This window comes from Bacillus sp. FSL L8-0358 (assembly GCF_038593095.1).
GTDB lineage: Bacteria > Bacillota > Bacilli > Bacillales > Bacillaceae > Bacillus > Bacillus subtilis.
Window position 1 is genome coordinate 4,040,045 of record NZ_CP151962.1, and the last position, 23,341, is coordinate 4,063,385.

A 23,341-nucleotide genomic window follows, 5' to 3' on the forward strand; every position below is an offset into this window, starting at 1 on the left:
TTAGTCCTGTTCTGGGTTTCTCAAGTAATAACCTACACCCCGGCGTGTGACGATCCAATTTGGATGGCTCGGGTTGTCCTCGATTTTTTCGCGAAGCCGGCGGACTGTTACGTCAACCGTTCTGACATCGCCGAAGTAATCATAGCCCCAAACGGTTTGAAGCAAATGTTCACGGGTCATCACTTGTCCGATATGTTTTGCTAAATAATGAAGCAATTCGAACTCACGATGAGTCAATTCGATTGTTTCGTCTCGTTTTGATACAACGTACGCGTCAGGGAAGATGACGAGAGAGCCGATATGAATCTCGTTAGAGGAAGGCTCTTCCTCCGCAGGCGCTGTTGTCAGCTGGCGGCGCAGGTTCGCTTTTACACGCGCCAAGAGCTCGCGTGTGCTGAATGGTTTTGTGACATAGTCATCAGCACCGATTTCAAGCCCGATAACCTTGTCAATTTCTGAATCCTTAGCCGTCAGCATAATGATTGGCATATCGTATTTCTTTCTGACTTCGCGGCATACTTCAACGCCGTCTTTATTCGGGAGCATAATATCTAAAAGAATTAAATCAGGCTGAAGCTCTTCTACCATTTCAACGGCTTCGTTTCCGTCGTGGGCACAGTGCACTTCATAGCCTTCTTTTCTTAAGTTAAATTCCAATATATCTGCAATCGGTTTTTCATCATCTACTACAAGGATCTTTTTATCCATCATTTTGATTTTCCTCCTGCCGAATGACTTCATTTCATCTATATAACATTCGTTTCATCACTTATGGCCCATGTAAAGAATGGGTCCTTGTCTATTATAACGGTTTAAGGTCAAAAGATAAAAAAAATAAAGGTTTAGAAAAAAAACACATGTTTCACCTTTATCGCCAGTTGTTTATCTATTGTCATGCTGGTCAACTTTTTTTAAAAAAGATAACTTTATTGAAACCTCCCCTCACCGGAGTGCGTCTTTATCAATGACGTCTTCTTCTTTGAACCGGCCGCAGGGCCGGTTCTCCCTTTTTCTTCTATTATAACACTCCTCATGTTTGCCTTTTTCCTAAAAGAAAAAACGCACCTACGATTGCAGATGCGTTTGGTAAGTGGCTCGGGACGGAATCGAACCGCCGACACACGGATTTTCAGTCCGTTGCTCTACCAACTGAGCTACCGAGCCAAATGTTTTATTTTTCTCTACTAAGTAAAGTAAAATGGCGGTCCGGACGGGACTCGAACCCGCGACCTCCTGCGTGACAGGCAGGCATTCTAACCAACTGAACTACCGGACCTTACAGTAATTGCCCGGAGAGCTGTCGTGTCAGCTCTCACAGACAAATAAGGAATTTAGCAATAACGCTAAAGTAAATCAATGACCCGTACGGGATTCGAACCCGTGTTACCGCCGTGAAAGGGCGGTGTCTTAACCGCTTGACCAACGGGCCTTCACGAAATGGTGAGCCATGAAGGACTCGAACCTTCGACCCTCTGATTAAAAGTCAGATGCTCTACCAACTGAGCTAATGGCTCTTAAAGATGTAGGAATTTCTATAGAGCAAACGACTTAGATCTAGTTCTCATCTTGTACTCTATTGAAGCAGTTTCCGTAACAACGAGATTTATAATATCACGAACAAATAGAAGTGGCAATAACTTTTTTGGTTTTTTTTCATATTTTTTTCTCAGACCAACTTATATGCGGCTTTCAAACAAAAAACAAGCCCCTGATATAGGGGCTTGCAGACATATTCTATTTAGTTCGCGCGGTACACACTGCGAAGGACATTTGTTTGTGAGCGGTCTGGACCGACAGAGAAAATAGAAAGCGGAATGCCTGTCAGCTGAGACACACGCTCAAGATAATGGCGCGCATTTTCCGGAAGCTCGCTCAAGCTCTTCGCACCTGTAATATCCTCAGTCCAGCCTGGCATTTCTTCATAAACCGGCTCACATTCAGCAAGTGCTTTAAGACTTGCTGGGAATTCTTCAATAATTTCGCCTTTGTAGCGGTACGCCACACAGATTTTCAACGTTTTAATTCCTGTTAGGACGTCAATAGAGTTCAGAGAAAGATCTGTAATTCCGCTCACACGGCGGGCGTGGCGGACAACAACGCTGTCAAACCAGCCGACACGGCGCGGGCGGCCTGTTGTTGTTCCATATTCGCGTCCGACTTCACGGATTTGATCGCCAATTTCATCCTTCAGCTCAGTCGGGAAAGGACCGTCGCCGACACGAGTCGTATATGCTTTTGATACACCGACAACGTGCTTGATTTTGGTCGGGCCGACACCAGAACCGATCGTGACACCGCCGGCAACCGGGTTAGATGACGTAACAAACGGGTATGTTCCTTGGTCGATATCGAGCATAACCCCTTGTGCGCCTTCAAATAATACACGGCGCCCTTCATCAAGAGCATCGTTTAAGACAACAGATGTATCGCAAACATATTTTTTAATCTGCTGGCCGTACTCATAATATTCGTCTAAGATATCCTCAAGTTTAAACCCTTCTGTCTCGTACATTTTCTCAAGAAGACGGTTTTTTTCTTCAAGATTGCGCTCAAGCTTTTCTGCAAACGCGTCACGGTCTAACAGATCCGCGATGCGAATTCCGATGCGGGCTGCTTTATCCATGTAAGCAGGGCCGATTCCTTTTTTCGTTGTGCCGATCTTATTAGCCCCTTTACGCTCTTCTTCCACTTCATCCAATTTCAAATGATACGGCAGAATGACGTGAGCTCTGTTGCTGATTCTCAGGTTATCTGTACTCACGTTGCGCTCATGAAGATACGCAAGCTCTGTGACTAATGCTTTCGGATCTACAACCATTCCGTTTCCGATTACACACGTTTTATCCTTATAGAAAATTCCAGACGGGATTAAGTGAAGCTTATATGTGATTCCGTCAAACTTGATTGTATGCCCTGCGTTATTTCCGCCTTGATAACGGGCGATCACTTCTGCATTTTCTGATAGGAAATCTGTAATTTTACCTTTCCCTTCATCGCCCCATTGCGTACCTACTACAACTACTGAAGACATGTCCGTGCACCTCCGTTAACCTTTCAAAACGATTCTATTCAAACAAATCAAGTTTATCAGTGAAGAAACAGAAAGTCAATTGTAAATCCGAACATTAAATTATTGTAAATCTATATTCGTTCGCTTCCATTCGTTTTATAAGCGTTTTCTCACTGTTTTGTCATAAAAAGCTTGTGAAACTTTCATCCTTTAGCATAAGAAAGAATCACTTGCCTGATATCCCTTTTGAATTCATAAAAACGACCCGCCAGCCGTCCGGGTCCTCTATCGTCACGCCCCCATTGCTCCAGTACGGGTTCTCTGATTCGACCTCTTGATAGCCCATGTGTTTTAGCTTTGAAGTGATCGCTGCCAGTTCATCTGCATTCGGCACATAAAAAACAAGAAGGCTGTCGGGATGGGGAACGGGGGCAGTGCTTCCCCCTTCATACTGGGTGAATTCCAAATGATAATCGGCATGAGGAAGGCCGAACATGACACCGTCATACCCGTTGTGCTGTGAAAATTCTCCTATTCGTTTCAAACACAGTCCCTCTTCGTAAAAACGAATAATCTCATCAAGCTGGCCCGTAGGACGCGCAATTCGGATTTGTGCTGCGTGAAAAGACGAAAAACGTTCTCCCATATTGTTACCATCTCCTTTTCGCACCATTTTATTAAAACGCTTTCAAATTTTCATCCGCTGAGCGAACGGTATTTCTTCCATCTTTCGAATGAAAAAACCCCAAGAGCTGCTCTTGGGGCTTATGCGCCGGGCGGAACGCCTGCGTCATCAAAACGCCGTTCCAGGTTGACGAATTTGTTGTATTCTTTTACGAACGCAAGAGACACGGTTCCTACCGGGCCGTTACGCTGTTTGGCGATAATAATTTCGATAATATTTTTATTCTCAGTTTCTTTGTCATAGTAGTCATCACGATAAAGGAACGCGACAATATCCGCGTCCTGCTCGATACTTCCTGATTCCCGGATATCAGACATCATCGGACGTTTATCCTGACGCTGCTCAACACCCCTGGAAAGCTGAGAAAGCGCGATAACAGGGACTTGCAGCTCCCTGGCAATCGACTTCAGTTCACGGGAAATTTCAGATACTTCCTGCTGACGGTTGTCCTTTGAACGACCGCTTCCCTGAATCAATTGCAGGTAATCGATCAAAATCATGCCCAGTCCGCTTTCCTGCTTCAAGCGGCGGCACTTGGCACGGATTTCACTCACTCGAATACCCGGTGTATCGTCGATGTAAATCCCGCTGTTCGACAGGCTTCCCATTGCCATCGTCAGCTTGCCCCAATCCTCTTCGGTCAGGTTACCTGTACGGAGATTCTGGGCATTGATATTTCCCTCGGCACAAAGCATACGCATAACGAGCTGCTCGGCACCCATCTCTAGACTGAAAATTGCAACGCTCTCATCGGTCTTTGTCGCCACGTTTTGTGCGATGTTCAGGGCAAAGGCTGTTTTCCCTACTGACGGACGGGCAGCCACAATGATCAAGTCGTTGCGCTGGAAACCCGCAGTCATCCGGTCAAGCTCCGTAAACCCTGTTGGAATTCCCGTGATATCACCTTTTCGATTGTGAAGCTGTTCGATATTATCATAGGTCTGGACAAGGACGTCCTTAATATTTTGGAAGGCACTCGTGTTTTTGCGCTGTGCCACTTCCATAATCGTTTTTTCCGCTTCACTGAGTAAATCCTCGACCTCATCCTCACGGGTATACCCGTCTTGAGCAATCGTTGTCGCAGTTCTGATTAATCGGCGAAGAATCGATTTTTCCTCAACGATTTTCGCGTAATATTCTATGTTAGCCGCTGTCGGCACCGAGTTTGCGATATCTGTCAAATATGAAATGCCGCCTACTTCTTCCAGCAGGTCTGTGTTCGCAAGCTCTGATGTTACTGTCACCAGATCAACCGGTTCACCTCGGTCACCGAGCACCAGCATCGCATTATAGATTTTTTGGTGGGACATTCTATAGAAATCATCTGGAATCAATACTTCTGAAGCCAGTGTTAAAGCAGACGGCTGTAAAAAAATAGCGCCTAACACGGCTTGTTCGGCTTCTATATTTTGCGGGGGAAGCCGGTCATTCAGAAGGTCTGTCATGCTAAGCACCGTCCTCTCATTAAAAAATCTCCAACCTCCATTCTACCATTTCTACAGAAAAAAAATAGAAAAATTGTCTGTTTCCTGTTTTTTTCAGTTAGCAGATTGGATCGTTTCGGACAGTAAAAAGGCGGGAAAAATGCAATAAAACATGAGGGAGGAATGAAAGATGATAAAGAAATATGCGATTACACCTAATGTTGATGCGGACGGCTGGTTTATTGAGGTGGAGAATGTAGCGCCGACAGCTTTGTATACGTCTAAAGACGCCGCTATTGAAAAGGCCAAACAGGTGGCTAAGGAAAACAGTCCGTCTAAGCTTGTAATTTATGACCAGTTTAAAAATGTGGAAGAAGAACACTCATTTTAATGAATGAAAGCCTTCGCTGCAGCGAGGGTTTTTTAGCGGTTATCAGTTTATTTCATCCATTGGATGCCTATGTGCATCATCAAATCTGCCGCTTTTTGATACAGATCCCACTCCCCGATCGAAGCAAATTTCCCCATCAGCTCCTGAAGCTTTAGCCTCACTGCTATATATTCTTCGAAAGTGAAAGCTTTTTCAGTGTCTATTTGGTGTTCCTTCAGCATTTGTTTTAATAAGGATAACGGTGCGTGCATAAGAACCCTCCTTACCTCTTTTATAACGGTCATTTTCCGATTGCTCTATTCCTTTGTGACATCTTCTTACATTTCACATCTGATTCTTGTACAATGGACAGAAGAGAGGAGGGATCTTTTGTGAGACCTTTGCAAATTTCTGCTGAAACTGCACAAAAGCTTGCAGAGTCCTTGAATCTGCCGCTTGAACAGATCATGCATATGCCTCAGCATATTCTGCTTGCCAAAATGGCTGAACTGCAAAAAGAGGACAAATCATAGCTTTCATTCACATACTTGCTTACCTGTTTCGGGATAATATCATGTATATGTTAGAAAAAAGGAGTAACTGCTTTGCCACATCCACATAATAAAAAAATCCAATCATTTTGGCTGATCGCCGGCATTATCTTTATCGCCTTTAACTTACGGCCCGCGATCACTTCAGTCGGTCCGGTCATTAGCTCTATCCGGGCAGAGCTGCACATGTCCAATGGGGCAGCCGGTTTTTTGACCGCACTGCCGCTGCTTTCGTTTGCAGTTCTTTCTCCGCTTGCACCTAAGCTTGGACAGCGCCTTGGAAATGAGCGAACTTTATGGCTAGGTCTCGTGATACTGCTTATCGGTGTTTTGACTCGTTCTACCGGCTATACTGCCGCTTTGTTTTTCGGAACGGCACTTATCGGCGTCGGGATTGCGATTGGAAACGTGCTTTTGCCAAGCTTAATCAAACATAAATACCCTGACAAGCCAGGGATCATGATCAGCCTGTATACGACATCAATGAATATATTCGCAGCTTTAGCATCGGGTGTCAGCGTTCCTTTAGCGACCCAGATGAATGGCGGATGGAAACAAGCCTTTCTCTTATGGGGCGGGCTGGCTTTGCTTGCATTGCTGATCTGGATACCTCAGCTGCGCCATCGAGATACGGCAAACCAGACAATGAAGCTGCAATCCAGTTCCATTTGGGCTTCCAAAATGGCATGGTATGTCACCATCTTTATGGGCCTGCAATCGTTTTTATTTTACAGCAGCATCGCTTGGTTTCCTGAAATTCTCCGTTCACACGGGATTGATACGGTAACAGCCGGATGGATGGTATCACTCATGCAATTTGCGAGTCTGCCTTCCACTTTTCTGACGCCAGTTTTAGCTGACCGTGTGAAACAGCAGCGCGGTATCGTTGCGGCGCTGGCCTCAGTTTATCTGATCGGCCTCTGCGGATTATTAGCGGGCGGAAGCCATACATTGCTTGCCATCTGGATGATCATTATCGGTATCGGGCAAGGCTCCAGCATTAGTCTGGCGCTCACTTTGATTGGTCTCCGCAGTGAAAATGCCCAACAGGCCGCTGCGCTGTCAGGCATGTCTCAGTCATTCGGCTACCTGCTGGCAGCAGTCGGGCCAATCTTTGTCGGCTATCTCTTTGACCAGACGCATTCTTGGACGATGCCGATTGTGCTTCTGATTGCTGCCCTGATCGTAATGGGAGCAGCCGGACAGGGAGCCGGACGAGATCGATACATTTTTCAGTCAGAAAAACAAAGAAATTCAGCATAAAAGCGGGGAAAATATCTCCGCTTTTTTCTTTGAATATTTATGGTTTATTCATAAGTTTTTCATATTTGTTTTTAACAATTAGACATCATAAAGAGGTGAAAAACGATGAAAACCAAACGATTCGACGCAGCTCTTATTCTTATTTTGCTGGCAGCAGCTTTTTTGAATACGTATCACATTTGGCAGGATGATACAGCGAACCAGTACTATTTGGCGGCTGTAAAAAGCATGACGCAAAGCTTCCATAATTTCTTTTATGCGTCATTTGACCCTTCTGGATTTGTGACAGTAGATAAGCCTCCTGTCGTGTTATGGATTCAAACGATTTTCGCACTGATTTTCGGTGTTCACACGTGGAGTGTCATCATTCCCCAGGCTCTTGCCGGAGTTGGGTCTGTCTTTCTACTCTACAGAATGATAAAGCCGACTTTTGGAGTTGGAACGGCCCGCATTGCCGCACTTGTCATGGCACTGACCCCTATCGCAGTAGCTGTCAGCCGGACAAACAATATCGACAGCATGCTTGTTTTTACCTTATTGCTCGGTTCAACTTGTCTGCTTAGGGCAGTAAAACAAGGTAAGCTGGTTTGGCTGCTGACGGCATTTGCCCTGATTGGGCTCGCCTTTAATATGAAGATGATGCAAGCGTTTATGGTATTGCCTGCATTTGTGTTATTCTACCTGATTGCATCTCGGGTTTCTCTGAAGAAAAAAATCGGGTCCCTGCTTCTGTCTCTTGTCCTTCTGACAGGCCTTTCACTCTCATGGGCGATTGCAGTGGATTCAGCCTCTTCCTCAAGCCGGCCTTATGTAGGAAGCAGCCAGACTAACTCAGTGCTAGAACTGGCCTTTGGCTACAACGGCACAGAGCGTCTGCTTGGGCAAACTACGGGCCTTGCAAAGGGTGATATGAATGCTGCTGGCGGAGGGAACATGCAGAATCAAGACAACATGCAAGCGCCAAATGGCAACGGTTCATCTTTTTCTCAGAACGGAAATCATTCATTCGGAAACCATTCACAGTCGCCTCAGCCGCCTGGCGGAAAAAGCGGCGCTCTCAATGGAGGCGGAGGCACACCTCCCACAGGTGGTAACGGACCTGGAAATGGAGGGACTGGCGGTGGAGGCAGAAAAAGCGTGAATATGTTCGGCACCGGTGATCCTGGACCGCTTCGTCTTTTCCAATCAGCACTTTCCGGCCAAATCAGCTGGATGCTTCCATTCTCATTGATCGGATTACTGGGCGCAATCGTCAGCTGGTACCGTGATCGCCGCGGACATGCTGCTGAAATGAAAGAAACGCTATTCTGGGCGGCTTGGTTTGTTCCCGTGGCTGGCTTCTTCAGCATCGCAGGATTCTTCCACCAGTATTATTTGATTATGCTGGCACCGCCGATTGCCGCCCTTTCTGGTATCGGATGGTATACGATGCACCGCTTATACAAAAATAATAAAGACTGGTCCAGCTATCTTCTGCCGGCAGCCGTTCTGATCACAGCCGCGTTCCAGGTGTATATTCTGAGTGCTTATACAAGCCAAATTGGCAGTGTATGGATGTATGTCCTAGGACTCGTAGGACTGGGCATCTCCCTTGCACTTCTGATGCTTAAACGCAGCCATCCGTTCAGTAAGCTGCTGACCATCATCAGCTTGTGCGTTCTGCTTCTCACACCTGTTTACTGGTCAGCAACGCCGCTTCTATACGGTGGCAACAGCGTCCTTCCTGAATCCGGCCCGCAGCTCAAAGGCTCAGCAAACGGCGGGAACATGTTCTCTTCAGAGGTCGACAGCGGGCTCCTGTCCTATCTGAGAAAACACAATACCGGCGAAGAATATTTATTTGCTACTTTGACAACTGTAACAGCTGCGCCATACATCATTTACGAAAATGAATCTGTTATGGCAATGGGCGGATTTAACGGCACGGATCCCATTCTGACTGTGTCGGAACTGAAAAAACTGATCAAAGAAGGCAAAGTGAAATACTTCCTTCTGTCAGAAAACAACTCAGTCAACAGCGAACTTGTTTCCTGGATTAAGAAAAACGGAAAAGAAATAACATCTGACGAGTACAGCGGTTCCTCTAGCAGCACAAACAGCGTGCAGGGAATGCGAAGAGGACCTGGCGGAGAAAGCCAGCAAACTCTTTATCTCGTGGAATAAAAAAAGAGGCTTGGATGAATCCAAGCCTCTTTTCTATTAAGCTTCTTCTTTTACATGTACCTTTAACACAGCCTGCACTTCAGGATGCAGCTTCACAGGCACGTTTGTATATCCTAATGCACGAATGCCGTCCGGCAGTTCAAGCTTCCGCTTATCTACTTTAATGTTATGGTCTTTTTGGAGCTGTTCAGTAATTTGCTTGCTTGTCACTGAACCAAATAAACGGCCGCCCTCACCTGATTTTGCGCTAAGCTCAACAGTCAGTTTTTCTAATGTCTCTTTCAAGCTCTTAGCCTGCTCAAGCTCGGCAATGGCTTCTTTTTTCTCTTTCTGCTTTTGTCCGTTTAGCGCGCTGATGTTTGACGCGTTCGCTTCAACCGCGAGGCCTTTTTTAATTAGAAAGTTATGCGCATAACCGTCTGCTACGTTTTTGACTTCGCCTTTTTTTCCTTTTCCTTTTACATCTTGTAAGAAAATAACCTTCATCTCTGTACGCCTCCCTCAAAATACTCATCTATGGCGTGCTTCAGCCGTTCCAGCGCTTCAGAAACTGAAATGCCGGACAACTGAGTCGCCGCATTTGTTAAATGCCCTCCGCCTTCCAGGGCCTCCATGATGATCTGAACATTTACCTCGCCAAGCGACCGCGCACTGATACAAACCGTTTGTTCATCCCGTCTCGCCACCGCAAAGGAAGCCTCAACCTCACTCATCGACAGCAGCGAATCGGCAGCCTGCGCAATCAGCACTTGATCGAAGTATTCCTCTTCATTTTCAGGAAGAGAAGCAATCGCAATGTTATCTTTATAGAGGACCGTATGCTGGATCAGCTTCGCCCGTTTAATATAGGAATCAACGGTTTCTTTCAGGAACTTCTGCACCAGCACCGTGTCGGCGCCTTTTGCCCTTAAATAAGAAGCCGCATCAAAAGTCCGCGAGCCCGTGCGGAGAGAAAAGCTCTTTGTATCCACTATTATACCAGCTAATAGGGCTGTTGCTTCAATCATATTGATTTTTAAGCGCTTCGGCTGATATTCAAGCAGCTCTGTCACCAATTCCGCTGTGGAAGAAGCGTATGGTTCCATATAAACGAGCAGCGGATCTCTGATAAACTCCTCACCTCTGCGGTGATGGTCGATGACCACGATATGTTCAATTTTATTGACCAGCCGTTCCTCCATGACGAGTGACGGCTTATGTGTATCAACGATCACAAGCAGTGTGTCATCATTGGAAATTTCCATTGCTTCTTCAGGCGTAATAAATCTTGACCACAGTTCTTCATATTTTTTGATTTCCCCAATCAAACGCTGCACACTTGATCCGATTTGATTTGGGTCAATCACGATAAAACCATCTTTGTTATTTGCCTGAGCCACCTTTAAAATCCCGATCGCTGCGCCGATAGAATCCATGTCGGGGAATTTATGCCCCATGATAATCACATTGCTGCTTTCGGTGACGATTTCCTTTAAGGCGTGAGAAATCACGCGGGCCCGCACCCTTGTTCGTTTCTCCATTGGGTTTGTTTTACCGCCGTAAAACTTCACCTTGCCGTTTGGCAGCTTAATGGCTACCTGGTCTCCGCCGCGTCCCAGTGCTAAGTCCAAGCTGGATTGCGCCAAATCGCCAAGTTCTTTCAGGGAAGAGACTGAAGCCCCGACACCGACGCTTAACGTCAGCGCTACACCGTCAAATGAGGTTTTTTCCCGCACTTCATCAAGAATCGAAAACTTCGAATTTTCGAGTTCAGTTAAGATGTGTTCATTAAGTACAGCGATAAAGCGTTCTGAAGACGTCCTTTTCAAGAAAATCCCGTACTCCTGCGCCCAAGCGTTCAGCAAAGATGTCACCTGGCTGTTCATCGTGCTTCTCGTCTGGTCATCCAATCCTTGTGTCACATCATCATAGTTATCAAGGAAAATATATGCCAGGACGGTTCTTTCGTTTTCATATAGCTTTTCAATCTGAATTTGTTCTGTTACATCAAAGAAATATAACAGACGCTCATCCCGTTTGATGACAACCCTAAACTTGCGGTCATTCAATGTAACCGTTTCCGATTCCACCTCTTGTTTGATAAGCGGCACTACCGATTCACAAGTATCGTAAAGTGATCTCCCCACTAAAGTGCTTTCATTAAAGCAAGAGGAAAGAAACGGATTTGCCCATTCTATATAATATTGGTCATTAAAAAGCATGATTCCAATCGGCATTTCCATCAATGCCTCTTCACCGACTTTTTTCAACCTGTAGGACAACGTAGAAATATAAGCATCAATCTCTTGTCGAATAAGAGAATCAGCACGCTTAATAAAAAACAAAATAACTGCCAGCAGCAGCACTTCGACGGTTCCTAATATCCAGTTAAAATAAAAGCTGATGAGGATTGTAATAATTGACAGAGCAATCAATGCATAGATGGGATACCGAAACAGCGGTTTTTCATAAAAGCTTGGCATTTCTATCACTCCCCACCATGTGAGTAAAACTCATGTTCACTTCACCTTATTCCTTATATGAAAGCCCATATCTAAAACGCCTAAAATGCGAATGGCTGCCATGAAGACCGGATGCACAAACCCAAGTATGACAGCAATCACAGCCACAGCCTTTGGATATTGTTTCTTATGGCAATAGAAAAAGATAAATGATAAACCTTGGATGAAAATCAGAAACCCGAGTATAAACTCCCCATTTAAAGCGATAGAGTACAGCATTTGGCCTTTTTCTAAAGGCAAAAATGAGAGCATGACAATAATCAAATACAGTACTACAACACTTTGCGGAAACTTCAACTCTCTAAAAGGCTTTAGATTAGGAATATCGGGGGAGAATCGCCTTAAGAGCGGCTTAGCGATAAGGTAACTGAGGAAAGAAAAAATAACTCCTACCATCACAATAGCTGTTGGAAAAAGATATTGAACGATACCCAATTGTTCTTCCATCAGTTTTAATTGCTTTTCAAACTGTTCAGCATTGCCCGACTGCTTCGTTACAGTTTCTACAATATCAAGAGATTGCCGGTATTGTGTCATCGCCTCATCAATGATATTGATACCCAAAAACTGAATGCTTATCACAAAATAGAAGACAATACTAAGCATATAAATAAGAGCGCCCGAAATAATGGCGTGCCCAGGCTCTTTCCTTTTGAAAAAATGTCCCATGGCAATGCCGGCGCAAGCTGACATAAAAGCTACAATAAGCCCGTTAAAGGACCCGACAATAAAAACAACCGGAAGACTGACAGCGCCCATCCATATCCCTAGCTTCAATCCATGTCTGATCGTATACAAGATCATTGGCAGCGGCAGTGCAAATAACAGAATTGTTCCAATCACAGGAACATAAACGACCAGAAGCGTGATGATCGCAAACAGACTGATTAAAATAGCACCTTCCATTAAAGCTCTCGTTTGTTTCACTTAGTCACCTCGTATCATCCTGAACATACGAATAGAAAAGAGCAGCATAAACGACTGCTCTTTTTTCATCGCTGCAACATACTTTGCACCGAATGTTTTTATATCATCTCTAAATTTTACTTTTATATTTTAACATAAGTCCAAATCGCAAGTAAAATGACGCTAATGTTTCATGTGAAACATAAAAAATGAAAAGACATTCTTTGAAAAGAATGCCCATCACAATTAATGTTTATCATCCATAAAGCCAGAAGATTCCTTGTTTTTCTTTTTCGTTTTTCTGACATACATAAAAATTAAGATCACCAGTAAAAGGGTTGTTGCTTGCAGAACGCCGCTGCTAAACAAGAAAAAGTTCTTTATCATGTCCCACATTGTGTTTCACCTCTTTGTGCATGTTCTCAACCCGTATCCTATATAAGGTGAATTTCCCTTTTTCAAAACTTCAAAACATCATGAACAACATTGAGCGTTGGGCATATGCTGATATGGAATCTGATCGATAAAGGAGAATTTTCACATGGATGAACGCAGAACATTGGCTTGGCATGAAACATTAGAAATGCACGAGCTGGTTGCTTTTCAATCAAACGGACTCATTAAACTGAAGAAAATGATAAGAGAAGTAAAAGACCCTCAGCTCAGACAGCTTTATAACGTGTCTATTCAGGGTGTTGAGCAAAATTTAAGAGAGCTTCTTCCGTTCTTTCCACAGGCTCCGCACAGAGAGGATGAGGAAGAAGAACGCGCAGATAACCCATTTTACAGCGGTGACCTGCTCGGTTTTGCCAAAACATCTGTCCGCAGCTATGCCATCGCAATTACAGAAACAGCAACACCTCAATTAAGAAACGTACTGGTCAAACAGCTGAATGCTGCCATCCAGCTGCACGCCCAAGTTTATCGATACATGTATCAGCATGGATATTATCCGTCTTACAACCTTTCTGAACTGTTGAAAAACGATGTCAGAAACGCCAACAGAGCCATTTCAATGAAATAAAACAAGCAGCAAAGGAGTTCCCTTTGCTGCTATTTTTGCTGATCCTTCAGTAAGCCGTTCGAACGATAAGATTCCAGCACGTCTCTGTTGGATTCTCCCCATTCTTTCATTTGCAAAACAATCGGTTCAAGCGTTCGCCCGAATTCCGTCAGAGAGTACTCAACCTTGGGCGGCACCTGTTGATAAACCTCACGATGCACGATGCCGTCCGCTTCCAGCTCCCTCAGCTGAAGAGTAAGCATTCTTTGAGTAATACTCGGGCAGATTCTCCGAAACTCATTAAACCGTTTCTTGCCATCTATCATGTGATAAAAAAGAATTCCTTTCCACTTTCCGCCAATAACATCTAGAGTAAATTCAACTGGACAGCCTTCTTTGTTCGGGTATATATTCTTTTTTCCACTCATTCTTGACCCTCCAATAGTACCTTTTTTGATACTACATTACATTTTGCAACTAAGCTACCCAGTATTTTACACACCTTTTCTCCTTAGCTCAAAGAAAATGCTTCTTATTCACATCAATTTTTAAGGGTTTGCATGATTACACCTGCAGCAAGACGTGTTAAACTATATAAAGATTACACTACTTAAAAAAGGATAGGAGCTATCATGGAAAAGATACTTATTTTCGGACACCAAAACCCAGACACAGATACGATTTGTTCTGCGATTGCTTATGCTGATTTGAAAAACAAACTCGGCTTCAATGCTGAGCCTGTCCGCCTCGGACAAGTCAACGGCGAAACACAATACGCGCTTGACTATTTCAAACAAGAAAGCCCGCGCCTTGTTGAAACAGCTGCAAACGAAGTAAACGCCGTTATCCTGGTTGACCATAACGAACGCCAGCAAAGCATCAAAGATATTGAAGAGGTTCAGGTTTTAGAGGTTATCGACCATCACCGCATCGCTAACTTTGAAACAGCTGAGCCGCTTTACTATCGTGCTGAGCCTGTAGGCTGTACGGCTACCATCTTAAACAAAATGTACAAAGAGAATAACGTGAAAATCGAGAAAGAAATTGCCGGCCTTATGCTGTCTGCGATCATTTCTGATTCCCTGTTATTTAAATCTCCAACTTGCACGGACCAAGACGTAGCGGCAGCAAAAGAGCTTGCTGAAATCGCTGGCGTAGATGCTGAAGAATACGGCTTGAACATGCTGAAAGCAGGCGCTGATCTAAGCAAAAAAACAGTGGAAGAGCTCATTTCTCTTGATGCGAAAGAATTTACACTCGGCAGCAAAAAAGTCGAAATCGCACAAGTAAACACAGTGGACATTGAAGATGTAAAAAAACGCCAAGCTGAATTAGAAGCTGTGATCTCAAAAGTTGTGGCTGAGAAGAATCTTGATCTGTTCCTTCTCGTTATCACAGATATCTTAGAAAATGATTCACTTGCTCTTGCAATCGGTAACGAAGCAGCGAAAGTGGAAAAAGCGTTCAACGTTACATTAGAAAACAACACAGCCCTCTTGAAAGGCGTTGTTTCCCGTAAAAAACAAGTCGTTCCTGTCTTAACAGACGCAATGGCTGAATAATAAAAATAGCATCCCGTCCTCGGGATGCTTCATATTACTGACAACATCCTAAAACGGTTTATAGTTTTAGGATGTTGTCATCTTTTCAGCGTGATTGAAAACCCTTGAAGTCTAGGAAGGACGAGCATCGGAGCACAGCGAATGTTGGAATTCATGAGCACCGAAGCGCAGGCCTGACAACGAATGCGAGGGTTTGTCGACACACTGATGCATCCCGCGTCGGGATGCTTTTTCTTATTCACCCAGCTTCTCAATTTGTCCCATCACATCAGTAATTTGCTTTGCGTTTTGGACCAGGTCTGACTGCTCCAATTCTTTAAGCGATACCTTGCCTTCCTCGGCTTGTTTCAACACATCTTCAGCGCTTTTCTGCAAGGTTTCGTTATGTTCCTGAATGGTTTGATGAATCTCCGCTGCGGCATCAGGCGGCGTTAATTCATTAAAATCAGCGGCAGCCTTCTGAATCGACTCAAGCTGCGCTTCAAGTTTTTCTTTCGCCTCAGTGTCATTTACAGCTTTCTCAGCCAATTCAGGCGCTTCCTCTGCAAATGTCTTCACCTTCTCCACATAACCAGCTGCTTCACTCGTATAGTTCAATCCGTCGTTCACCTGATCAAGCATGCCGCATCCGCTTGCACTCATAAGCCCCACTCCGGCAAGAACAGTCAAAAAGATTTTCATCGTCAGCCTCCTTATCGTTTCTTCTTCATTTTTTCTTTTAAGATCGGAATCAATTTCTCTTTCGCTAACGGCAGCCCTTTCCTCACCAATTCACGCTTCAGCCACTTTTTCAGCTTAGACATTCTGATGCTCCTCTCCCTTTTTGATAAAAATGAAAAAACTCCACCAATTTGGTGAAGTTCCTGAAACAAAAAGACCTTCACCAAATCAGATTTGGCAAAGGTCTCGCTAACAATTAGATTGCCAGCAAAGCCGAGGACACCTTGTCCCGTAATGACGACTTTACTGTGAAAGCTACTCCCCTTTGGAGTGTTCATTTTTATTACTTTCATTCTAAAGCACCGATCTGTTCCAGTCAAATTCCTGCCGTTTATATAAAAGCGCGCTGTGGTATTTAAAATTTGAATGGTTTTTCCATCAGGAGATCATGCTATGACAGAGGAGGTTTTCATCATGAGTCAAGAGCGCGTGAAACGGCCTGGGCATACCAGATGGTACATATCTTCGTTACTTAGCGGCATTATTATTCTTAATTATTTTGACCGAGTGGCCATCTCGGTAGCGGCCCCTGCGATACAAGATTCGTTTCACCTTACTGCAACTGAACTCGGCATCGTGTTTTCCATTTACACCTATTCCTATACACTGATGCAGCTGCCTGTCGGAAGTTTGCTGGACCGTTTTGGGGTCGCATGGGTCACGAGGGTTGGAATGACAATATGGAGCTTTTTAACGATCCTTCTTGCTTTTTTGCAAGGAAAATTGCTGCTGTATCTGTTCAGGTTTCTCATTGGGCTGACGAGCGCCTCTGCGTTCCCTGCTGCCTCTAAGGCAACCGCTCTCTGGTTTCCTCCAAGTGAGCGGGGATTGGCAAACTCACTGTTCGATTCGGCCGCCAAGTTTTCAAATGTAATCGGCGCGCCATTGGTCGCCTTTCTCGTCACAACATTTGACTGGCGGGTCGCCTTTTTAACGATCGGATGCATCAATGTGCTGTTTACCATCTTTTTCTGGCAGTACTACGAGCAGCCCGAACGGCACAAACGCATTTCCAAAAGCGAATTAAACTATATTCAGAAACACAATACAATCACAACAGAACAAATCCCTTACAAAACGGGTCCGCTTTTAAAAAAGCTTTTCACTAATCGTAAAGTATGGGGCTTAATGATCGGATTTACGGGGTACGGCTATACATTCAACCTGCTGCTTACATGGCTTCCGACTTTCTTTAAGCATACATACGGAATGGATCTCATGTCATCCGGTTTATTCACCGCCGTGCCGTGGCTGATCTCAACCATTTCCGGCATTGTGGTCGGCGGCTGGCTCGTCGATTATTTTATTAAGAAAGGCTATCCTAACACCAAGGTGTACCGAACCGTAATCATAGTCGGAATGAGCTTTGGCTTTTTCTTTTTAGGCTCCATTCTGACGAACAATATTACCGTAGCCATTATTTGCATTTCCATCGGACTCGCCGGAATTTCCGCAACCGCTCCGGTCGGCTGGTCCATCTCCGCAGAACTCGCGCCGATCGGTTCCGTATCCATGCTGAGCTCCATGGTGAATCTCGCAAACAACCTGTTCGGAGGCATTATTGCTGCGTCACTGACAGGGTATTTGTTTGATGTGACAGGCTCCTTTACGCTCAGCTTTCTGGTAGCTGGTTTTGTGCTGTTGCTGGGATTGGTTTTTTATGTGTTTGTACTAGGGGATGTAAAACGAATTAAACTGGAATGAAGAGTGCTTGCTGAAAAGCACTCTTTTCTTTGAATCCGCCAGGTGTTATTTTCTTTCTCCCACATTCACTAGGCTGTCTTCGGACGAAAACACCACCATTTTATCCTTGACTCCAACCAAAGGTAAGGCCTCATAGTGAAAGAAGAAAGGAGGAGTCGGATGGTGAAATTAACAGTAAAAGAACTATCCAATATTGCGAATGTCACAATTAAAACGCTTTATCATTACCACAAAATCGGCTTGCTAGCCCCAAAGGAAATAAGCGAAGCCGGATATCGGTACTATGGTGCTGACGAACTAAAAAGACTGCAGGAAATCCTTTTTTACAAAGAATTAGATATCCCTTTGTCAGAAATCAAAACATTACTAAATGAGGATGCTGAAAGAACAAGTACATTAGAAAAACAAAAAAAGCTGTTTGAAAAGAAAATTGAAAAGTATCAGCGTCTCATTCAAACAGTCAACACATCTTTAGAATACACGAGAAAAGGCGAAAACATGGATCACAAGGTAATGTTTAAAGGATTTGAAAGCGCTGAAGAATGGAAACAATCTTTAGCAGAACAAAATGGGTATTTAAAAGAGCGTTACGATTTTGAATTGGATACACATACAATCAATGTCGATGAAATGAACAAAATGGCAATAGAGGCTAAACATTTTCTTGATAGGATGGCTGATTTTTTAAGAAACGGTGTAACGTATCATGATCCTTCCGTGCAAGAGCATGTCATGAATCATCTTAAGTTCCTAAATCAGAACGGGCATCCGACAAGTAAAGAAGATTATGTAAAACAAACACGTTTTTTATGCAAGATGATTTCCATAGAGGAATGTTAGAAGAGCAGCAAACCGGTTTATCTTATTATTTGGTTGTCGTTGCAGAACACCTGTAGTGTTTTGTCACCCTTTATAGGGTGACAGCCATCAGGATTACGAGACAGCACCGCCAACAATCGAAACATTCTGCCGGTCAACGGCAAAACGCCGTCCGTTCCATTTCAATACGGTTTGAACATATCCCAATGAGTCGGCGTTATACCTTCCCGCTATCCGCTGGTACGCCAATAATTCGTATACGCCGTCTCTGTCAAAATCAACCGGATACAAGCCCGATAAAGGATTCACCCATCCTTCTATCGGCATTTTTAACACACCTTGGCTGTTATAAATCTCATTCAAATATTCCCTGCCCTTGTAAGTAAGGTCGAGGATATACGTTTCGTTTTGCTGATGACTGATAACGCTCGCTTTATATTGATTTTGATACCTCACACTGTACTTTAATTCATCATTCAATACATCTGAATTGAAAATTCGCCGGAACTGCCTGTTTAGATAGGCAAACACATATGCATAAATAGCACCGCCGCTTCCCCCTGTGTCCATTACCACTGCCACATCCTCAATCTTGTCGCCTGTCATATCCCCCAGAAAAAGCGACGGATTGTATCCCATATTGTTTTGAAGCTGAATCTGCTGCTCCTGATGGGTTCTGCCATCACGGATCACCAATGTGATATTTCTCCATAACGGGCTGCCGGGCATTTGATTTCCAGTTAGAAAGACCTCGTCAATAACGCCGTCTCCCGTGACATCGCCGCGGGTAGATGCAATGATTGCACGTGAGGAGACAGGCTGCCGAAATACGTATGGATGTTGAACAAGTCCTCTGCCTTCATAAAACCAATAAGGAGCCATTCTGATGTCATACACATTCAATTGTGTCACCTTCCCTAATCAGCTGAATGAATCATTATATGCAGGAATGGCACATCAAAGACATATCTTACACACCAATTAAATCCGTACCATATGAATTATCGATTACACAAAGCCACTCGCCTTGCGCATTCTTCTTAAATACATAGGTCGCCCTTCTTTCCATCGTATACTCGGAGTCCTTTTTATCCGAATCAAGCAGTGTCTGAGAAAGGACAAGTACCGTGTCACCTGCTTCCAACAGGATCATTTCCCCTTGTGTCGGGACAATATGATGATTGAAATAATTCGCAATCGTGATAAACGCTTTTTTGATTTCTTCTTTGCCTCGCGCGATCATGCCCGGCTTCACAACTAAAGCGGCATCTTCCGAATAATAATTCATCAGTGTATCAAAATCTTCATTTTGAATTGCCAAATCACATGCAGAGATGATGTCTTTCAATTGCTGTTCCAAATGACTTCCCCCAATCATCATGATTGGATATATTATACATCGTTAGATCACTGAAACCGTGAAAACAAAATGAAAAGTATCCTTTTTTCCTATATAATCAAATAGATATATTTAACAAAGTACCCAAGTGAAGGGGTGGACATTATTGTCTGCGGAAGTAACGTTACATGACAATATACATCATGATTTAAGTGCGGATTGCCAGCACTGTTTTGGCCTGTGCTGTGTCGCCTTGCCTTATGCGAAGTCGGCAGATTTTGCTTTTGATAAAGACGGGGGCACGCCTTGCCGCAACTTACAATCAAACTATCAATGTTCTATACATAAAAATCTCAGAGAAAAAGGATTTCGAGGCTGCTCTGCATATGAATGCTTTGGCGCCGGCCAAAAAGTATCCCAAATCACTTATGAGGGAAAGGATTGGCGAAACAGCCCCGAAACGGCCAACCAGATGTTTGACGTTTTTCCTATCATGCAGCAGCTGCACGAAATGCTCTGGTATTTACATGAAGCTCTATCTATAGATATAGCCAAGCCGATTCATTCTGAACTGAGAACCAGTTTCGAAAAAATAGAAAGGCTCACCAGACTCAGCAAAGAGCGCTTGCTGACACTGCAGGTGGACGAGCATCGAGCTGAGGTCAATGAATGGCTGTTAAAAACGAGTGAACTGGTGCGTGCCCAAGCCCGCCATCCAAAACTCCCGAAAAAAGTCAGCCAGGGAAGTGTCCTGATCGGCGCGAAACTGAAAGGGCTTGATTTGCGAGGAGCAAACCTAAGAGGGGCACTGCTCATAGCCGCAGATCTGAGAAATGCCGATTTGAGAATGACAGACTTTATCGGTGCAGATATGAGAGACGCTGATCTCAGAGGCGCCGACCTGACCGGGAGCATCTTTCTGACACAGGCACAGGTGAACGCCGCCAACGGCGATTCGAACACAAAGCTGCCGCTGTCTTTACGAATCCCTGCCCATTGGAAATAAAAAAAGGACCCGCTAACGGTCCTTTTTTACTGATCAATTCAATCCTTTTTCGTTCCTTTTATCCGGCATTTTCACACTTCTTGCCAAGTATCCCGACAGCCATAACGCAACCAGCAGCATGAAGGTGATCATACCGACAACGCCCAGCCAGTGAAAAGCAGACCAGAATAGCCCTCCGATTGTTCCGAAAACACTTGAACCGGCGTAATAAAAGAACAAATACAGCGATGAAGCCTGTGCTTTGTTGTAAAGGGCTCTCCTGCCCACCCAGCTGCTGGCAACTGAATGCCCTCCGAAAAAACCGAATGTAAAGAGGGCAATTCCCAGAATTTTCACTGCCAGCATACTGTTTATCGTGAATAAAGCACCTGCAATGACGATGAAAATATTCATCACCAATATTTTCGGATAGCCATACCGATCAACCATTCTTCCAATGAAAGACGAGCTGAAAATGCCTACAATCATCACAATAAAGATCCAGCTGGAAAATGCTTTATTAAGCGAATACGGCGGGCCCAACAGCACGTACACAATGTAATTAAACAATGCAACATTGCTTCCGAGCAGTAAAAAACCAATGAGAAACAAGCTGAATAGTTTACGGTCCCTCAAGTGGCCGATCAGAGACATTCCCAATTTCCCGAGCTTCAATTTTCTTGGCGTAAAATGCCTGGATGGCGGCAAATTCATAAAAAATATAATACTAGCAATCAAACTAATGACACCAATTGACCCCATCGCCATATGCCAATTCAAGTACTCGCTCAGGAGCCCGGAAACGATCCTTCCGAAAACGGCGCCGATTGCGTTTCCGCTGATATACAGCCCCATCGCTGATCCAAGACTTCCGGGTTCAATTTCTTCTCCAAGATAAGCCATCGCAATCGACGGAAGGCCTGCGAGCGCAACGCCTTGAACGGTTCTCAATACGAGCAGTGTATGAAAGTTCGGACTGAAAGCCGATGCCAGACAGAGAACCGATGCGGCCAGCATGGAAATACCCATAATCGGCTTGCGCCCCCACACCTCGGATAATGAACCAAAGACAAGCATGCTCACAGCTAACAGCATTGTGGTAACAGATAAAGAAAGACTCGCCGCAGTAGGCGTCACATGAAATTCCCTCGTGAATTCCTCCATGAGCGGCTGTACGCAATATAGAATCGCAAATGTATTGAAACCCGCAGCGAAGAAAGCAAACGTAATTTTTCGAAAAACCGGTGTGCCTTTTTGAATGTATGTCATCGGGACTTTATCGGTCCCTCATCATGTTGTGGAGCACTGTAATTCATAAACAACCATCCTTTATTTCTTCCGATTTCAAACATCCTCGAGTCTGTTTATATTATTATCTTAGCACCGTTGATATATGTTGTATAATGCATATAAAATATCCTTTTCATGCTTATATGTAATAAGGAGGGATGATAATTGGAATGGGAACAACTTGAATATTTTCAAACACTCGCCCGGATGCAGCATGTGACGAAAGCTGCAAAAAGCCTCTCCATCACACAGCCTGCGCTTTCACGCTCTATCGCCAGGCTGGAAAATCATTTGGGTGTCCCGCTATTTGACAGGCAAGGACGATCCATTAGCTTAAATCAATACGGACACATTTTTTTGCGGCGGGTTCAGGCGATGATGAAAGAGTACACCGAAGGAAAAGAAGAAATCCAAGCTTTATTAAAGCCAGACCAAGGCGTAGTCTCTCTCGGTTTTTTGCATACATTAGGCACCACGCTCGTGCCCGATCTCATCGGCTCCTTTCAGCAGGAATACCCCAACATTGCCTTCCAGCTGAAGCAAAACCACTCTTATTGGCTGCTTGAACGATTAAAATCTGGGGATCTGGACCTCTGTCTCCTCGCTTCGATTAAGCCTGAAAATCCGATCCAATGGATCAAGCTGTGGAGTGAAGAACTCTTTGTATTTGTGCCAAATGATCACCCATTAGCCAGTCGCGAAAGCATTACCCTGAATGAGATTGCCGGGGAGCGTTTTATTTTATTGAAAAAAGGCTACGCGCTTCGGATGACGGTCGATGAGCTGTTTGAGAAGGCCAATATACAGCCGAACATTATGTTTGAAGGAGAAGAAGCAGCTACTGCCGCAGGTTTTGTGGCAGCCGGACTGGGCATATCTATTCTCCCAGACCTGAAAGGCTTAGACCAAAGCAAAATCACCAAAATCCGCGTCAGCTGGCCGGAATGTCAGCGTGTCATAGGAATTGCCTGGATAAAAGGCAGGTTTTTATCACCGGTTGCTGAGACCTTTAAACAATACGTCATCAGCCATTTTTCTGAGTAGGG

24 protein-coding genes, 4 tRNA genes and 1 pseudogene are annotated in these 23,341 nt (G+C 44.4%); 10 read left to right on the forward strand and 19 right to left on the reverse strand.

Annotation, left to right across the window (positions count from 1 at the left end; genetic code table 11):
* The 8 genes from walR to dnaB form a co-directional block, all read right to left on the reverse strand.
* On the reverse strand, positions 1 to 708 hold the full coding sequence (gene walR, locus NYE49_RS20720; RefSeq protein WP_003244363.1) for a cell wall metabolism DNA-binding response regulator WalR: 708 nt from the start codon (positions 706 to 708) through the stop codon (positions 1 to 3).
* A gap of 383 nt (positions 709 to 1,091) precedes the next feature.
* Positions 1,092 to 1,164: transfer RNA gene (locus NYE49_RS20725), tRNA-Phe, on the reverse strand.
* Positions 1,165 to 1,199: 35 nt separating this feature from the next.
* Positions 1,200 to 1,276: transfer RNA gene (locus tag NYE49_RS20730), tRNA-Asp, on the reverse strand.
* A gap of 81 nt (positions 1,277 to 1,357) precedes the next feature.
* Positions 1,358 to 1,429, reverse strand: a tRNA-Glu gene (locus tag NYE49_RS20735).
* A 9-nt stretch (positions 1,430 to 1,438) separates the two neighbouring features.
* Positions 1,439 to 1,514: transfer RNA gene (locus NYE49_RS20740), tRNA-Lys, on the reverse strand.
* Positions 1,515 to 1,738: 224 nt separating this feature from the next.
* Positions 1,739 to 3,031, reverse strand: coding sequence for an adenylosuccinate synthase (gene purA, locus NYE49_RS20745; protein WP_047183490.1), 1,293 nt, complete (start codon positions 3,029 to 3,031; stop codon positions 1,739 to 1,741).
* A gap of 205 nt (positions 3,032 to 3,236) precedes the next feature.
* Complete coding sequence (locus tag NYE49_RS20750) at positions 3,237 to 3,656, reverse strand: VOC family protein (RefSeq protein ID WP_015483960.1); 420 nt, start codon at positions 3,654 to 3,656, stop codon at positions 3,237 to 3,239.
* Positions 3,657 to 3,775: 119 nt separating this feature from the next.
* Complete coding sequence (gene dnaB / locus NYE49_RS20755) at positions 3,776 to 5,140, reverse strand: replicative DNA helicase (RefSeq protein WP_003226923.1); 1,365 nt, start codon at positions 5,138 to 5,140, stop codon at positions 3,776 to 3,778.
* 169 nt (positions 5,141 to 5,309) lie between these two features.
* On the opposite strand from dnaB, the gene NYE49_RS20760 reads away from it, so the two are divergent.
* Entirely contained in the window at positions 5,310 to 5,510 is a 201-nt protein-coding gene (locus NYE49_RS20760; RefSeq protein WP_003226922.1) for a DUF2188 domain-containing protein, read from the forward strand.
* 47 nt (positions 5,511 to 5,557) lie between these two features.
* On the opposite strand, the gene NYE49_RS20765 is transcribed toward NYE49_RS20760, so the two are convergent.
* A complete protein-coding gene (locus NYE49_RS20765; RefSeq protein ID WP_047183492.1) occupies positions 5,558 to 5,761 on the reverse strand; it encodes a hypothetical protein in 204 nt (67 codons plus the stop codon).
* Between the two features lie 120 nt (positions 5,762 to 5,881).
* Between NYE49_RS20765 and NYE49_RS20770 the strand changes: the two genes are divergently transcribed.
* From NYE49_RS20770 to NYE49_RS20780, 3 genes are all read left to right on the forward strand, one after another.
* On the forward strand, positions 5,882 to 6,022 hold the full coding sequence (locus NYE49_RS20770; protein ID WP_003242786.1) for a YycC family protein: 141 nt from the start codon (positions 5,882 to 5,884) through the stop codon (positions 6,020 to 6,022).
* A 72-nt stretch (positions 6,023 to 6,094) separates the two neighbouring features.
* The gene (locus NYE49_RS20775; protein ID WP_342410724.1) at positions 6,095 to 7,303 is read left to right on the forward strand and encodes a CynX/NimT family MFS transporter; all 1,209 of its coding nucleotides are present in this window, start codon (positions 6,095 to 6,097) and stop codon (positions 7,301 to 7,303) included.
* Positions 7,304 to 7,408: 105 nt separating this feature from the next.
* A complete protein-coding gene (locus NYE49_RS20780; RefSeq protein ID WP_342410725.1) occupies positions 7,409 to 9,466 on the forward strand; it encodes a glycosyltransferase family 39 protein in 2,058 nt (685 codons plus the stop codon).
* Positions 9,467 to 9,502: 36 nt separating this feature from the next.
* On the opposite strand, the gene rplI is transcribed toward NYE49_RS20780, so the two are convergent.
* From rplI to NYE49_RS20800, 4 genes are all read right to left on the reverse strand, one after another.
* On the reverse strand, positions 9,503 to 9,952 hold the full coding sequence (gene rplI / locus NYE49_RS20785) for a 50S ribosomal protein L9 (protein ID WP_003226915.1): 450 nt from the start codon (positions 9,950 to 9,952) through the stop codon (positions 9,503 to 9,505).
* Complete coding sequence (gene gdpP, locus NYE49_RS20790; protein ID WP_003242517.1) at positions 9,949 to 11,928, reverse strand: cyclic-di-AMP phosphodiesterase GdpP; 1,980 nt, start codon at positions 11,926 to 11,928, stop codon at positions 9,949 to 9,951. Before gdpP ends, rplI begins: the two co-directional genes overlap by 4 nt.
* 36 nt (positions 11,929 to 11,964) lie before the next feature.
* Complete coding sequence (locus NYE49_RS20795; protein ID WP_047183495.1) at positions 11,965 to 12,894, reverse strand: YybS family protein; 930 nt, start codon at positions 12,892 to 12,894, stop codon at positions 11,965 to 11,967.
* Positions 12,895 to 13,119: 225 nt separating this feature from the next.
* Complete coding sequence (locus NYE49_RS20800) at positions 13,120 to 13,269, reverse strand: hypothetical protein (RefSeq protein ID WP_003226909.1); 150 nt, start codon at positions 13,267 to 13,269, stop codon at positions 13,120 to 13,122.
* 145 nt (positions 13,270 to 13,414) lie between these two features.
* On the opposite strand from NYE49_RS20800, the gene cotF reads away from it, so the two are divergent.
* Entirely contained in the window at positions 13,415 to 13,897 is a 483-nt protein-coding gene (cotF, locus tag NYE49_RS20805; protein WP_003243364.1) for a spore coat protein CotF, read from the forward strand.
* A gap of 29 nt (positions 13,898 to 13,926) precedes the next feature.
* On the opposite strand, the gene hypR is transcribed toward cotF, so the two are convergent.
* Positions 13,927 to 14,304, reverse strand: coding sequence for a transcriptional regulator HypR (gene hypR / locus NYE49_RS20810; protein WP_014478546.1), 378 nt, complete (start codon positions 14,302 to 14,304; stop codon positions 13,927 to 13,929).
* A gap of 204 nt (positions 14,305 to 14,508) precedes the next feature.
* On the opposite strand from hypR, the gene NYE49_RS20815 reads away from it, so the two are divergent.
* On the forward strand, positions 14,509 to 15,438 hold the full coding sequence (locus tag NYE49_RS20815) for a manganese-dependent inorganic pyrophosphatase (RefSeq protein WP_015385181.1): 930 nt from the start codon (positions 14,509 to 14,511) through the stop codon (positions 15,436 to 15,438).
* Positions 15,439 to 15,672: 234 nt separating this feature from the next.
* On the opposite strand, the gene NYE49_RS20820 is transcribed toward NYE49_RS20815, so the two are convergent.
* Both NYE49_RS20820 and NYE49_RS20825 read right to left on the reverse strand, forming a co-directional pair.
* A complete protein-coding gene (locus NYE49_RS20820) occupies positions 15,673 to 16,119 on the reverse strand; it encodes a DUF6376 family protein (RefSeq protein WP_047183496.1) in 447 nt (148 codons plus the stop codon).
* A gap of 11 nt (positions 16,120 to 16,130) precedes the next feature.
* Complete coding sequence (locus NYE49_RS20825) at positions 16,131 to 16,451, reverse strand: hypothetical protein (protein WP_003226899.1); 321 nt, start codon at positions 16,449 to 16,451, stop codon at positions 16,131 to 16,133.
* A gap of 100 nt (positions 16,452 to 16,551) precedes the next feature.
* Between NYE49_RS20825 and NYE49_RS20830 the strand changes: the two genes are divergently transcribed.
* Together NYE49_RS20830 and NYE49_RS20835 are read left to right on the forward strand one after the other, a co-directional pair.
* Positions 16,552 to 17,862 (forward strand): MFS transporter, encoded by a 1,311-nt coding sequence (locus NYE49_RS20830; RefSeq protein WP_047183497.1) that lies wholly within the window; start codon positions 16,552 to 16,554, stop codon positions 17,860 to 17,862.
* 159 nt (positions 17,863 to 18,021) lie between these two features.
* Positions 18,022 to 18,758, forward strand: a pseudogene (locus NYE49_RS20835) (MerR family transcriptional regulator).
* Positions 18,759 to 18,795: 37 nt separating this feature from the next.
* On the opposite strand, the gene NYE49_RS20840 reads toward NYE49_RS20835, so the two are convergent.
* A complete protein-coding gene (locus NYE49_RS20840) occupies positions 18,796 to 19,584 on the reverse strand; it encodes a hypothetical protein (protein WP_047183498.1) in 789 nt (262 codons plus the stop codon).
* Positions 19,585 to 19,651: 67 nt separating this feature from the next.
* Complete coding sequence (locus tag NYE49_RS20845; protein ID WP_015483969.1) at positions 19,652 to 20,041, reverse strand: nuclear transport factor 2 family protein; 390 nt, start codon at positions 20,039 to 20,041, stop codon at positions 19,652 to 19,654.
* Positions 20,042 to 20,186: 145 nt separating this feature from the next.
* Between NYE49_RS20845 and NYE49_RS20850 the strand changes: the two genes are divergently transcribed.
* A complete protein-coding gene (locus NYE49_RS20850; RefSeq protein ID WP_047183499.1) occupies positions 20,187 to 21,026 on the forward strand; it encodes a pentapeptide repeat-containing protein in 840 nt (279 codons plus the stop codon).
* 33 nt (positions 21,027 to 21,059) lie between these two features.
* Here the strand turns inward: NYE49_RS20850 and NYE49_RS20855 are convergent, their stop codons facing one another.
* Positions 21,060 to 22,274 (reverse strand): MFS transporter, encoded by a 1,215-nt coding sequence (locus NYE49_RS20855; RefSeq protein ID WP_047183500.1) that lies wholly within the window; start codon positions 22,272 to 22,274, stop codon positions 21,060 to 21,062.
* Positions 22,275 to 22,460: 186 nt separating this feature from the next.
* Here NYE49_RS20855 and NYE49_RS20860 point away from each other — a divergent pair, with 186 nt between their 5' ends.
* The gene (locus tag NYE49_RS20860) at positions 22,461 to 23,339 is read left to right on the forward strand and encodes a LysR family transcriptional regulator (RefSeq protein WP_047183501.1); all 879 of its coding nucleotides are present in this window, start codon (positions 22,461 to 22,463) and stop codon (positions 23,337 to 23,339) included.
* The last annotated feature ends 2 nt before the right edge of the window (positions 23,340 to 23,341 follow it).

Coding starts and splice junctions, on each gene's coding strand:
- NYE49_RS20800 (WP_003226909.1), bottom strand. CDS start 13,269: ATGTGGGACATGATAAAGAACTTTTTCTTGTTTAGCAGCGGCGTTCTG.
- hypR (WP_014478546.1), bottom strand. CDS start 14,304: ATGAGTGGAAAAAAGAATATATACCCGAACAAAGAAGGCTGTCCAGTT.
- cotF (WP_003243364.1), top strand. CDS start 13,415: ATGGATGAACGCAGAACATTGGCTTGGCATGAAACATTAGAAATGCAC.
- NYE49_RS20750 (WP_015483960.1), bottom strand. CDS start 3,656: ATGGGAGAACGTTTTTCGTCTTTTCACGCAGCACAAATCCGAATTGCG.
- NYE49_RS20815 (WP_015385181.1), top strand. CDS start 14,509: ATGGAAAAGATACTTATTTTCGGACACCAAAACCCAGACACAGATACG.
- NYE49_RS20760 (WP_003226922.1), top strand. CDS start 5,310: ATGATAAAGAAATATGCGATTACACCTAATGTTGATGCGGACGGCTGG.
- NYE49_RS20830 (WP_047183497.1), top strand. CDS start 16,552: ATGACAGAGGAGGTTTTCATCATGAGTCAAGAGCGCGTGAAACGGCCT.
- NYE49_RS20855 (WP_047183500.1), bottom strand. CDS start 22,274: ATGACATACATTCAAAAAGGCACACCGGTTTTTCGAAAAATTACGTTT.
- NYE49_RS20765 (WP_047183492.1), bottom strand. CDS start 5,761: ATGCACGCACCGTTATCCTTATTAAAACAAATGCTGAAGGAACACCAA.
- rplI (WP_003226915.1), bottom strand. CDS start 9,952: ATGAAGGTTATTTTCTTACAAGATGTAAAAGGAAAAGGAAAAAAAGGC.
- NYE49_RS20780 (WP_342410725.1), top strand. CDS start 7,409: ATGAAAACCAAACGATTCGACGCAGCTCTTATTCTTATTTTGCTGGCA.
- dnaB (WP_003226923.1), bottom strand. CDS start 5,140: ATGACAGACCTTCTGAATGACCGGCTTCCCCCGCAAAATATAGAAGCC.
- NYE49_RS20820 (WP_047183496.1), bottom strand. CDS start 16,119: ATGAAAATCTTTTTGACTGTTCTTGCCGGAGTGGGGCTTATGAGTGCA.
- gdpP (WP_003242517.1), bottom strand. CDS start 11,928: ATGCCAAGCTTTTATGAAAAACCGCTGTTTCGGTATCCCATCTATGCA.
- NYE49_RS20825 (WP_003226899.1), bottom strand. CDS start 16,451: ATGAAAGTAATAAAAATGAACACTCCAAAGGGGAGTAGCTTTCACAGT.
- purA (WP_047183490.1), bottom strand. CDS start 3,031: ATGTCTTCAGTAGTTGTAGTAGGTACGCAATGGGGCGATGAAGGGAAA.
- walR (WP_003244363.1), bottom strand. CDS start 708: ATGGATAAAAAGATCCTTGTAGTAGATGATGAAAAACCGATTGCAGAT.